This is a genomic window from Solibacillus sp. (genome assembly GCF_040273735.1).
Taxonomy (GTDB): Bacteria; Bacillota; Bacilli; order Bacillales_A; family Planococcaceae; genus Solibacillus.
This window is the reverse complement of record NZ_JBELZM010000001.1, coordinates 100,223-112,851: the sequence shown is the minus strand read 5'-3', so window position 1 is coordinate 112,851 and position 12,629 is coordinate 100,223. Positions and strand designations below refer to the sequence as shown.

13 protein-coding genes and 1 other annotated feature are annotated in these 12,629 nt (G+C 38.8%); all 13 genes read right to left on the bottom strand.

Annotated features, from left to right (window positions below; genetic code table 11):
* Window positions 1–74 precede the first annotated feature (74 nt).
* The 13 genes from ileS to ABS917_RS00510 all read right to left on the bottom strand — a co-directional run bounded on the left by ileS (window position 75) and on the right by ABS917_RS00510 (window position 12,619).
* Window positions 75–2,840, bottom strand: coding sequence for an isoleucine--tRNA ligase (ileS, locus tag ABS917_RS00570; RefSeq protein WP_350477199.1), 2,766 nt, complete (start codon window positions 2,838–2,840; stop codon window positions 75–77).
* 244 nt (window positions 2,841–3,084) lie between these two features.
* Window positions 3,085–3,307 (bottom strand) — a binding site (T-box leader).
* Window positions 3,308–3,372: 65 nt separating this feature from the next.
* On the bottom strand, window positions 3,373–3,918 hold the full coding sequence (locus ABS917_RS00565) for a DivIVA domain-containing protein (RefSeq protein ID WP_350477198.1): 546 nt from the start codon (window positions 3,916–3,918) through the stop codon (window positions 3,373–3,375).
* A gap of 95 nt (window positions 3,919–4,013) precedes the next feature.
* Window positions 4,014–4,802 carry a YlmH family RNA-binding protein gene (locus ABS917_RS00560; protein WP_350477197.1) on the bottom strand — a complete coding sequence of 263 codons (789 nt, stop codon included), beginning with the start codon at window positions 4,800–4,802 and terminating at the stop codon, window positions 4,014–4,016.
* A gap of 193 nt (window positions 4,803–4,995) precedes the next feature.
* The gene (locus ABS917_RS00555) at window positions 4,996–5,256 is read right to left on the bottom strand and encodes a YggT family protein (protein ID WP_339175467.1); all 261 of its coding nucleotides are present in this window, start codon (window positions 5,254–5,256) and stop codon (window positions 4,996–4,998) included.
* A gap of 22 nt (window positions 5,257–5,278) precedes the next feature.
* Window positions 5,279–5,815: a cell division protein SepF gene (locus ABS917_RS00550; protein WP_350477196.1), complete on the bottom strand. Its 537-nt coding sequence runs from the start codon at window positions 5,813–5,815 to the stop codon at window positions 5,279–5,281.
* Between the two features lie 11 nt (window positions 5,816–5,826).
* Complete coding sequence (locus ABS917_RS00545; RefSeq protein WP_350477195.1) at window positions 5,827–6,495, bottom strand: YggS family pyridoxal phosphate-dependent enzyme; 669 nt, start codon at window positions 6,493–6,495, stop codon at window positions 5,827–5,829.
* 75 nt (window positions 6,496–6,570) lie between these two features.
* Entirely contained in the window at window positions 6,571–6,810 is a 240-nt protein-coding gene (locus tag ABS917_RS00540) for a PRC-barrel domain-containing protein (RefSeq protein WP_079525038.1), read from the bottom strand.
* A gap of 120 nt (window positions 6,811–6,930) precedes the next feature.
* The gene (gene sigG, locus ABS917_RS00535; protein ID WP_350477194.1) at window positions 6,931–7,701 is read right to left on the bottom strand and encodes an RNA polymerase sporulation sigma factor SigG; all 771 of its coding nucleotides are present in this window, start codon (window positions 7,699–7,701) and stop codon (window positions 6,931–6,933) included.
* A 90-nt stretch (window positions 7,702–7,791) separates the two neighbouring features.
* Window positions 7,792–8,502: an RNA polymerase sporulation sigma factor SigE gene (gene sigE, locus ABS917_RS00530; RefSeq protein WP_079525036.1), complete on the bottom strand. Its 711-nt coding sequence runs from the start codon at window positions 8,500–8,502 to the stop codon at window positions 7,792–7,794.
* A gap of 13 nt (window positions 8,503–8,515) precedes the next feature.
* Window positions 8,516–9,337, bottom strand: coding sequence for a sigma-E processing peptidase SpoIIGA (locus tag ABS917_RS00525; protein WP_079525034.1), 822 nt, complete (start codon window positions 9,335–9,337; stop codon window positions 8,516–8,518).
* Between the two features lie 314 nt (window positions 9,338–9,651).
* Window positions 9,652–10,815 carry a cell division protein FtsZ gene (gene ftsZ, locus ABS917_RS00520; protein ID WP_350477193.1) on the bottom strand — a complete coding sequence of 388 codons (1,164 nt, stop codon included), beginning with the start codon at window positions 10,813–10,815 and terminating at the stop codon, window positions 9,652–9,654.
* Between the two features lie 40 nt (window positions 10,816–10,855).
* On the bottom strand, window positions 10,856–12,151 hold the full coding sequence (gene ftsA, locus ABS917_RS00515; RefSeq protein WP_251689489.1) for a cell division protein FtsA: 1,296 nt from the start codon (window positions 12,149–12,151) through the stop codon (window positions 10,856–10,858).
* Window positions 12,152–12,253: 102 nt separating this feature from the next.
* Window positions 12,254–12,619, bottom strand: a complete 366-nt coding sequence (locus tag ABS917_RS00510) for a small basic family protein (RefSeq protein ID WP_008403393.1) — start codon at window positions 12,617–12,619, stop codon at window positions 12,254–12,256.
* Window positions 12,620–12,629: the final 10 nt, after the last annotated feature.

The following is a 12,629-nucleotide window of genomic DNA, read 5'->3' as shown; positions in this document are numbered from 1 at the left end:
TGTTTTATTTTTCTGAAAAATATAAAAGGTATAAAGGAACGCCATTACCAAAATGGCAATAGCGTTCCGAATTTTTATACGTAATAGTTTTCTACAACATCCGCACATCGTTTACATAGTGTTGGATGGTTTTCGCTTGCGCCGACTGTTTCTGAAATTGTCCAGCAACGCTCACATTTTTCACCGTCTGCTTTTTCAACAACTAATGCTGTTTTATCAAGTACTAAAGCTTCTGCAGGTGCATTTTCCTTACTGCCTGCGATGAAGAATTGAGATACAATTGAAAGCTGTGCAAAATCGATGTTTGCATCATTCAATAGCTCGACTGTTTCACTGTCTGCATAAACCGAAATTTTCGCTTCCAATGATTTACCGATTGTTTTTGCATTACGCGCTTCTTCCAATGCTTTTAACACTTCATTGCGTACTGCAATTACTTTTACCCATTTCGTACGCAATTCTGCAAAGTTTGCTTGTTCTACTACTTCTGGGAAATCTGTTAATTGTACAGATTGCGGCTTGCCATCGAACTCGATGTAGCTCCATAACTCTTCTGTCGTATGTGGAATAATTGGCGTTAATAATTTTACTAATGCCATTAATGTATCATACATAACAGTTTGCATTGCACGACGGTTTTTGTTGTCAGTTCCTTCGATATACACAACATCTTTTGCGATATCCAAGTAGAATGAAGAAAGCTCGATTGCTACAAAGTTATTCACAGTTGTGTAAACAGTTGAGAAGTCATAACGGTCATATGCTTCACGGATTGTTTTTACAACATCCTGTAATCGCATGTACATATACTGATCCATTTCACGTAACTCTTCGTAAGGTACACGGTCAGTCGTTTCGTTAAAGTCTGTCACATTCCCGTGCAGGAAGCGCAATGTATTACGCACTTTACGGTATGTCTCAGAAACTTGCTTCAACATATCCATTGAAATACGAACATCTCCTGTATAGTCAACAGATGCTACCCACATACGAATAATGTCGGCACCGTATTGGTTCATCACTTTGATCGGGTCAATCGTGTTACCAAGCGATTTAGACATTTTGCGTCCTTCGCCGTCCAATACGAAACCATGTGTTAATAAACCTTTATATGGTGCATGCCCATTAATCGCAACTGATGTGATTAATGAAGAGTTGAACCAGCCCCGGTGCTGGTCAGAACCTTCAAGATAAAGGTCAGCAGGATACTTCATTCCGCGCTCTGCTAATACACCCTGGTGAGATGATCCTGAGTCGAACCATACGTCCATAATGTCGTTTTCTTTTGTAAACTTGCCGTTCGGGCTGCCTTCATGTGTAAAGCCTTCAGGTAGCAAGTCTTTTGCTTCACGCTGGAACCAAATATTCGAACCGTGTTCACGGAATAATTTTGAAATATACGCAATTGTTTCTGATGTGATGATTGGTGTTTCATCTTCCGCATAGAAAATCGGAATTGGTACACCCCATGCACGCTGACGGGAAATTACCCAGTCACCACGGTCGCGAATCATATTGTAAAGACGTGTTTCCCCCCATGCCGGTGTAAATTCTGTCGCTGTTACTGCATCCAATAATTCACTGCGGAACATTTCAACAGATGCGAACCATTGTGGTGTTGCACGGTAAATTACCGGTTTTTTCGTACGCCAGTCATGCGGGTATGAGTGTGTAAATTTAGAAACATGTAATAATACATTTTCTTCTTTTAATTTTTCAATGACAACCGGATTTGCTTTTTCATAGAATAACCCTTCAAAACCAGGTGCTTCATTTGTGTAGCAGCCACCGTTATCTACCGGTGATAAAATATCCAGACCGTAGCGTTTGCCGATCTGATAGTCGTCTTCACCGTGACCTGGTGCTGTGTGTACACATCCCGTACCTGCATCAGCAGTTACGTGGTCGCCAACCATCACTAATGAATCACGTTTGTAAATTGGGTGTTCTGCAACGATCATATCAAGCTGTTCGCCTTGTACTTCCTGAACGATTTGTACATTTTCCCAGCCAAATGTCGATGATAGTTTTTCCAGTAAATCTTTTGCAACAATATATTTGCTGCCGTTTGTTTCTACGACTACATATGTGAATTCAGGGTTAACCGAAATCCCTAAGTTTGCCGGAATCGTCCATGGCGTTGTTGTCCAGATGACAAATTTAGCGTCAGCCGGTACTACGCCTTTGCTGTCTTTAATGCCGAATGCTACATAAATTGAATAAGATTCAACATCTTTATATTCGATTTCTGCTTCTGCCAATGCAGATTCAGAAGATGGTGACCAATAAACTGGTTTTAAGCCTTTATAAATATAGCCCTTCTCCGCCATTTTCCCGAATACTTCAATTTGGCGTGCTTCGAATTCAGGTTTTAATGTAATATACGGATTTTCCCAGTCACCACGTACACCTAGGCGACGGAATTGGCTTTTTTGGTTTTCGATTTGTTCATATGCATATTTCTCGCATAGTTCACGGAACTCTGCAACCGACATTTCTTTACGTTTAACACCTTTATTTGTTAGTGCCTGCTCGATTGGTAAACCATGTGTATCCCAACCTGGAATATATGGCACGTGGAAACCTGACATTGATTTTTGACGGTTGATCATGTCTTTGATGACTTTATTTAATGCGTGACCGATATGGATATCTCCGTTTGCATATGGAGGGCCATCATGCAGTAAATAGTGAGGACGATCTTTTGTACGCTCCAGTACTAATTTGTTAATATCCATTTCATCCCATTGCGCCTGAACTTGCGGTTCTTTTGTTGGTAAACCGCCGCGCATAGGGAAGTCGGTTTTCGGCATTAATAATGTGTCTTTATACTCTACCATTGTAAATTCCTCCTAATGATCTTATCGATTGCTGAATAATGATTGTTGATTTTCTCCTATCGGGGACCGATTCACGAATGCGTTGTCACAGGACGTGAAGATTTTAGCATTCGTTCCATCCTCCCCTAAATTCTAATCAACAGCTTTAGCAAATAAATGTAGCGTTCTAAATTTCCATGTTTTTTTAATGCTCTTAAGGATTAGGAAGCTTTTTAAACAACAAAAAAGCCCCTCCATCCCTGTAAAAAGGGACGAGGAGCATTAGTCTCGTGGTACCACCCTAAATTCGCTAATTAAAATTAGCCTCATTAGACACTGTAACGTCGTGTGCTACGAAATAACTTACTCGAATTTCAGTTATTTAGCTCAGGAGTGATTTTCGATTTAACTTGCTTCGTTCGAGCTCTCACCGTCCTCGAATCGCTAAACCACAATGTTAAATTTACTGTCTCCGTCAAAGCATGATGCATTGCATCCTATTCATTATTTTTCAGTATATGAAAAGGCTGTATAAAATGTCAAGTACCATAGACTAATACACGGCATTTTCGTCATTTTGGCTCTCTTCATTGATCTCTTTACGATTGTTTTCCTGAATTTCCGTTAAGTCTACGTCATATTCGAGTAATTGATCCCAATCACCTGTATTCAGTAAATCAAGCTGTGCTTCCACTAACATTTTAAATCTGTTGCGGAATACTTTCGACTGTTTTTTCAATTCGTCAATCTCAATCGTCACTTTTCTCGCTTTTGCCAGTGCGTCATTTACAATACGATCCGCATTTTTTTCAGCTTCTTTAACGATGAGCTTTGCTTCTTTTTCGGAATTGCGACGAACTTCGCCAGCTGCCTCTTGAGCAACGACAATTGATTTCTGTAATGTGTCTTCCAATGAATTGTAATGATTCATTTGTTCCGACATCATTTTAATCTTTTCTTCGAGCTCTTTTTTCTCGCGTAAAACAATCTCATAATCTTTTATAATCTGATCTAAAAATTCATTTACTTCGTCTTCTGCATATCCACGGAATCCACGTGTAAACTCCTTATTATGTATATCAAGAGGTGATAATGGCATATCGTTCTACTCTCCTTTTTTACGTACATTCTTACAAGTATTATAAACGTTTCTTTTCTGAATAACATCATGTTTTCCTAAAAAACAGTTGAAAATTATACTTTTTGCTCTAAACGTCCTACTTGTAATCGAATCTTATCTTTTTTTGTCCGTCCTTCTGTCAGGATAACTTTTAACCGCCCATATCCTCTTGCCGAAATGATATCGCCTTCCTGCAATTCGAAGGCCACAGCTTCCCTGACAGTCCAGTTAACTTTTACTTTTCCGGCATTGATTAAGCTTTGTGATTTTTGACGGGAAATATTAACGATTGTCGCTAGGACTACATCCAGACGCATTGAAGAAACCGTATACGAGCTTTCGACCCATTGCTCCATGTTTTGGATAAACGGTGTAGTCTCATCCATTTCCTCAGCACTTACTTTCACTTTGCCGATACCCGTTAAATGCGCCCGCACATAGTCCGCGATTTCCGATGCAATTGCAAATTGGACTGTATTATCGGCAAGTCGAATATCCCCAAACTTGCTGCGATCAAGCCCGATCGATAATAAGGCACCTAAAACGTCAGGATGGCGCAGCTGGACAAATTTTGTCGGGTAATTCAGTGAGTACACAGCAATTTGAAAATCGGTTTCTGCAGGTTCGTAATACGAAGGGGCAATCAGCATTCGTTTACGCTCCGCTTCCTCAAATATCCCTTCTGTGAATACATGTAGATCATCTGATTGATGAACGATGGACTCTACGATAAAACGCTGTCTCGGATCTAAAAAATCGGTTAATTTTGGAGCATAGCGATCTTCTACTTCACGCTGCCATCCAATAACTTGCTCAATGAAAGGTTGTTCATCTTTACGAAAATGTTGGATTAAATGCTCCATCATGATTCCTACTTTCTTTTAAACTTGTTACTAATTTCTCCACTTTCTGATTAAATTAAACTTTTATTTTATGTATAGGACATTCAGCCAATTTAAAAACCTTTTCCTATTGCATGTTGACCGCTTCATTCAGTGAACCGCGATCCAACCGGAAATAAAGAAAACTCCTACAATGGCAGGAGTTCCAATTAGATTATAAGAAAAATGCTAGGACGCTATAGACGCCTCGTTCGATAAATACTAACGCGAATAAACCGACAATTGGTGAAATATCAATCATGCCAATTGGTGGTATAAATTTGCGGAAGAATCCTAAATACGGTTCACAGACTGTTTCCAGGAAACGACCAACAGCCGATTCTTGCAGTGCCGGAACCCAAGACATTAATATGTATCCAATCAGCATAAAACGGTAAACAAGAAATGCTGTTGATACAATTGAAAATATAATCATGTTTTTACCTCACAAAATTTAATTACTCGAACGTTAAATTAGAAATTTCTCCTGATACTTCTACATTTTCTGGTGTACATAAGAAAATATCATTTCCAATACGCTGAATATCTCCACCTAAAGCATACACTGTTCCGCTCAGAAAATCGATTATTCGCTTCCCTTGATCACGGTCGATGCGCTGTAAATTGACAACAGTGGCACGTTTATTTTTTAAATGTTCTGCAATATCCTGCGCCTCTGCATACACGCGTGGTTCTAATAATACTAACTTGGAATTCTTCGATGAAGACGCAGCTTGAAGGCTCACAACATTGTTATGATTTTGCATCACGACTTCATTGCGTGGTGGTTGCTGTTGCATTTTACGCTCCTTCTTCATTCGGTTTTGAATGAGTTGTGGTTGCTGCTTTTGTCCATAATCCTGGTAAAATTGCTGTGGTTCATTTTGAACTGCTTTTGGTGCTTGTTTTTGCATTGTTTGCGTTTGGGCAGGAGCATAATCTTCTTCTATTTCTTCTAAATAAAAGAACTTGTCAAAAATATTTTTAATGCTCATATTAATCCTCCTTAACCAACAAGAGCTGTTCCAATTCTAACAAATGTTGCCCCTTCTTCAACTGCAATTTCGTAGTCATTTGACATGCCCATCGATAATTCAGTACAAGGTACATTTGGAATGTTCAATTGTGACACTTCTTGTTGCAATTGTTTTAACTGTTTAAACACTTGTCTAATCATCGTTTCATTTTCAGTAAAAGGAGCCATTGTCATTAAACCTACTACTTCAATTTTTGAAAATTGCTCAAGCTGCTTTACAAAATCCAGCGCTTGTTCTTTCGTTAGTCCATGTTTTGATTCTTCACCGGAAACATTTACTTGCAAGAAACATTTCACTCGTTTTGTTGCTCTTTTTTCAATCTCTTCTGCCAGGCTTAATCGATCAAGAGAATGTAAATAGTCTATTTGATCAATTACTTGCTTTACTTTTCTTGTCTGTAATGAACCTATATAATGCCAGGAAGCAGCTGTGTTAATCGAATCCAGCTTATTTAATAAGCCTTCAGGACGGTTTTCTCCTAAATGGACAAGACCCGCTTCAATCGCCTCTTCTGTCCGGTTGACATCTACTTCTTTTGTCACAGCAATAATCTGGACTGCCTGTTCGGCATTGCCACGTTGTTTTGCAATTTCTATTTGATGTTGAATCTGCTTTAAGTTTTCTATGATTTTCGCCACTTTTTTCCCAACTTTACAACAATAGTTTATCTCATTGTATCAAGTGATAGTTTAATTTTCAATGAATAGCGTGAACTATTCATCCGGTGATTTCACTAAGATGACATCTTTTCCGACTGTGAGTATATTACTAAAGAGAATTTTCTTAACTAACTCTTCCCCTTGAAATAAATGGTAAAACTTTTTTGGCGGGGAAATTATAAACGCAGTAATGGCACCTTCTTTTTCGTCCACTTCCGCATCTACAATATATCCGATAAATTTTCCGCTTGTTGCTTCAATGATTTCCTTTTCCTGAACGGATGAAAATCGCATTCCTCCATCCTCTCTGTATCATTTTATTAATTTTACCTCATTATAAATATTCAAACATCGTGAAATTATGATGAAAGGGACAGCCCTACGTTTGGACAGTCCCTCAGAATTTCTATCTATTTAACGGAAATCCCGCTTCATCAATTCTACCGCACTCTTTTCCAATCTTGATATTTGCGCTTGTGAAATACCAAGAGATTGTGCGATTTCCGTTTGAGTTTCTCCTAGGAAAAAGCGCTTTTCTATAATCATTTTTTGTCTGCTATTTAGCTTTTTCATACTTTCCTGAAGTGAAATCGAGCCGACCCAATGCTCTTCTGTCACTTTATCTTTAATTTGGTCAATCATAAAAATTGCATCGCCACCATCAGAATAAATCGGTTCCTGCAGTGACATCGGGTCTTGAATTGCATCAAGAGCAAACAATACATCTTCTTTTTTCATCTCAATTGCCTGTGCCAATTGCTCGATTGTGGGTTCTGTTAAATGTTCCGCAATAAATTGTTCCTTTGCTTTCATCGCTTTATACGCGATATCGCGCAATGAACGAGACACACGCAGTGCATGATGATCGCGCAGGTGTCGGCGGATTTCTCCCATAATCATCGGTACAGCATATGTCGAAAATCGAACATTATGCTTTAAATCAAAATTATCAATCGCTTTTAATAAACCAATACATCCTACTTGGAATAGATCATCTGCCTGTTCGCCACGATATGCATAACGGCCGACAATACTGAGCACTAAGCGTAAATTGCAGAAAACTAGCTGCTCACGAACAATCAATTCTCCTTGCTGTAATCGTATAAATAAATCTTTCATTTCATCTGGCTTCAGTACTGGTAATGTAGATGTATCCACACCACATAATTCCACTTTTGTACGCATCCAACTTCACCTTCCGAACTTGATTGTCTTTTGTCTTTGCAATCATTTTGTCCGAAATGGTCATCGCTATGCACGCCAAATTTAACCATCTTATGCAATTGGTTCGTTCAAGAATTCACGTAAATCCATTATAATTTTTTTCTCCAATCTAGAAATATAAGATTGTGAAATACCTAAATGGTCCGCTACTTCCTTTTGTGTCATTTCTTCTTTTCCGTTTAGGCCAAAACGACATTCCATAATATATTTTTCACGAGGTGTCAGCTGATTAATGGCATTAAACATATGCTGACGCTCAATCTTACGTTCTACGTCAAGTGTTATAATATGTTCTTCTGTCCCTAATATGTCTGAAAGTAATAGTTCATTGCCGTCTGCATCCGCATTTAACGGTTCATCAAAGGAAACTTCGCCTTTCATGCGGCTCGTCTTTCGTAAATGCATCAATATTTCATTTTCGATACAGCGAGATGCATATGTCGCTAATTTAATGTTTTTATCCAAATTAAAAGTTTCAATCGCTTTAATAAGGCCAATGGAACCGATGCTGATTAAATCCTCAATCGGTGTGCTTGTATTATCAAAACGTCTTGCAATATAAACGACTAAACGTAAATTTCTTTCAATTAACATATCTCTGGCATGCAAGTCACCATTCATAAATGCTTCGACTACGACAACTTCTTCTTCTCTAGTTAATGGAATAGGCAATGAATCATGTCCCCCTATATAGTATGTCCCTTTTTTTCTTCTAAAGTAGCTTAGTATGTTTAAAATTATCGATTGAATTTTTTTAAGCAATATCGATCCTCCCTTATGAATTCGTTAGGACAAACACATGTGCAATCATTTGTGCATTTTGCGGAAAGCGCGCATCATTTTTCGTAAATACAACATAGTGATTTGGATACGTCTTGTTCTGAATGACAATTGTGGCACGAAAGGCCGGTACGAGTAACGTGCCTTTTTGAACCGTTGTAATAGGAACAATACGTATTCTTTTCTGTATTTCCTTTGAAAACATTGTCAGTGAGTAAGGCTCCTGCTCATTCCATTTGAGCAGGCATTCACTAAATTCATCTGGTAACATCGATTGAACTGATTTAAACGAAATAAAATGGACCGGTGCCTGACTTAAAGGTTCAGTGCATTCATTCCCGGTATCGATATATGTTACGAGCTCCATTTGTTGTTCGAACAGTTCTACTTTGCTTGTCGTTACATACCGACTTTGTGCAACATTCTGCAGTTTTTGAAACCAGCCTTGTTTCATCACTGTCAAACTAATACATACTATGCCGAAACATAAAAAAATATAAACGAAAAACGGAGATGCAAGCAAAAATGGTTGTAATGCTGTTATTAATCCACCTGCGAGCAAAGTAGCGACAACAATCCACTTCCCTTGCTCGTAAAATATTTTCCATTTAAATGAAAAGGCAATGCCTAATAGTACGATGAAACTTACAAGCAACATGAATATGTTTCCCATAAATAACACAGCGATCAGCGCACTACAAAAGGCCCCTAATAGTAATCTCCAAATTGGAATGATGGTATATGTTATTGTTGCGGTAAATTTTAGTAGTACGAGATTCATTAAAAAATTCATTAAAAGAATCCACTCTGCATACATGTATTGTCCTCCTGTAAATAAGATTATCAAACCCCCCCAGAGTTTTTTGTCTAACTGTTGCATAAATTTGGAAGAATCGTGTGACATATTGTTACGACATTCAAATCCAATCGACAAAAAGTTGGTAGCAGGAAAGTTAAAGAATCATAGGGGCACAGGTGAGGTTTCAGTGTGGTGAGGGCATGTGTTAATCTACTTTTCCTTTCCAATACATGTAAAGGATGCTACTTTTCATAACATCTCTTAAACTAAAAAAACGATTATTCACATAAACATGTAAATAATCGTTTTTTATATTATGAAAGTCTGTATTATTAGCGATTGCGACGATTGCGTAAAAATGTCGGAATATCCAATGCATCGTCCTGCTGATAGTTTGTTTGTTGTGTATGACGTGGCGCTTCTTGCTGCACCGGATCTTGCTGGCGTACAGGCTGCTGTTGTTGCGGTTGAGTTGTGCTTGTTGCAGCTTGTTGACGAGCACCGATTGACGGACGCACAGGCTGCGGCTTTTGGATAATAAAGTCATCAGAGAAACCTGTTGCAATTACCGTTACGATAATTTCATCGTTTAGGTTATCGTTAATTACAGAACCGAAGATCATATTTACTTCTTCATCTGAAGCGAGCTGCACAATATCGGCAGCTTCCTGAACTTCAAATAAACTTAAGTTCGTTCCGCCTGTAATATTCATAATGACACCTTTTGCTCCATCGATTGATGTTTCAAGTAATGGAGAAGAAATTGCTTTTTTAGCAGCTTCTACTGCACGGTTTTCACCAGCAGCAATCCCGATACCCATTAATGCCGAACCTTTATCGGACATAATTGTTTTTACATCGGCAAAGTCCAGGTTAATTAAACCAGGTGTTGCGATTAAGTCTGAAATACCTTGTACACCTTGACGTAATACATTGTCCGCTTCACGGAACGCTTCCAGCATCGGTGTTGATTTATCTACAATTTGCAGTAACTTATCGTTTGGAATTACGATTAATGTATCAACCGCTTCTTTCATTGAAGTAATACCGCCGATTGCCTGTGTTTGTCGTTTACGGCCTTCAAATGTAAACGGACGTGTTACAACACCTACTGTCAACGCACCTAAATCACGTGCGATTGATGCGATTACCGGTGCTGCACCCGTACCAGTACCACCGCCCATACCGGCAGTTACGAATACCATATCGGCACCACGTAATACTTCTTCCAATTGTTCGCGACTTTCCTCAGCAGCTTTTTTTCCTACTTCCGGGTTTGCCCCGGCACCTAGTCCACGTGTTAATTTACCGCCAATTTGTAGTTTATATTCAGCTTTTGACAGATTTAAAGCTTGCGCATCTGTATTTACAGCGATAAAGTCTACACCTTGTACACCATGTTCAATCATGCGGTTTACGGCATTGTTACCGCCTCCGCCAACGCCGATTACTTTAATAACGGCTAATTGTTCAACATCCGTTTCAAATTCTAACATACTCTTCTCCTCCTAATTGTTCACGTCATTCATTTTCGTATTAATCGAAAAATTTGTTTAATAAGTTTTTCGCGCGATCAATCACACTTACTTTATTTGCGCTATCTACTCTCTCCGGCACATTTGATTGTTTTTTAGAAGGAGTTGGTTGAGTAGGATAAGGTGCTGCATATGAAGAAGCTGGTACCGGCTCGCTTCTTCCGTAAAATTCGTCTTCTGCATGTGCATAACGAATTAAACCTACTGACGTTGTAAAGGCCGGTTCACGTACACCGATGTAATCAGGTGTATAAATGCGAACACGCGTTAACATTACTTGTCTCGCCAGCTGAGCAATTCCTTCAAGCTGTGCTACCCCGCCAGAAATGACAACACCACCCGGTAAATCCTGTACCCCCATACGTGCTAATTCATCCAATACTAATTCAAATAACTCTTCTAAACGTACTCCGATAATTTCTGAGATGAAACGTTGACTGTATTGATCCGTTGTATCAGTACCAACAACAGGAACATCAAACGTTTGTTCATCGGAAGCATCATCGTAAAAGGCATGTCCATACTGCTTTTTGATTTTTTCGGCTTGTTCTGTCGGTGTTTTTAATACAATCGATAAATCTTTCGTAATATGATCTCCGCCTACCGCGATAACAGCTGTATTTGTCAGCAGTCCGTCTTGGAATACCGCAACAGTTGTAGATCCGCCGCCTAAGTCGATATAAGCAGTTCCTTGATTTTTCTCATCTTCCGTCAGCGCAAAATTTCCTGCTGCTAATGGTTGTAGATAAATTTCGCGAATTTGCAAGCCTGCACGTTCTACACATCTTAAAACATTATGTACAAGCGTCTTGGATGTCGTAATCATTGTCGCATCCATCTCTAAACGAATGCCAATCATACCACGCGGGTCTTTAATCTCATCTAGGTTGTCTACGATAAATTGTTTCGGAATCAAATTTACTAACTCTCGCTCTGGTGGAATCGACATAACCTGTGCAGAGTCTATTACTCTAGCTAAATCATCGTCCGTGATTTCCCGGTCTTCACCGTTTACCGCTACAACCCCTTTAACAGGCTGTAAAACTGTCTGGTTTGCAGGAACTCCAAGCACCACTTCTTCTATATTAATACCAGTCATTCGCTCTGCTTGATCTACAGCTTTTTTAATGGACTGTACAGTTGCATCTATATCAACTATTGCACCTTTTCTTATCCCTGTTGATTTCACATGACCTACACCAATTACGTGCAATTGATCACCGTTCATTTCTCCGATTAGGACCTTTATTGAAGATGATCCAATATCGAGAGAAACATAAATTTCTTGATGATTCAACTTTCTGCACCTCCTTCGATTACTCCTATAGTTCATTCTATTGTAAATTTCGTTGATTGTCTAAGTAAAACGATAAATTGTAATGATATTTTAACGTGATTGTTAAGAGTTTTCCTCCTTTTTCAATCTTCTGTTCTCATATTTTGTCAATAATAACCGACGAATGACTGCGATATTCTGAAATAGTCGAACTCCGAATGCAAAAATAGCGGCTAAATAAAGATCGACACCTATATGAACACCGAGAAAAGCCAATCCTGCTGCTAAAATTATATTAAAGAAAAACCCGGAAATAAATACTTTGTCATCGTAAACTTGCTGCAATAATGCACGGATACCGCCGACCATTGTATCGAGAGCCGCCAGTACAGCAATGGATAAATAGTTTTCATAAACAGATGGAATTTGAATATCTGTTAAAATCCCTAATACCACACCTAATATAAGACCTAAAAGTGGTAACCACATATTCGCATCC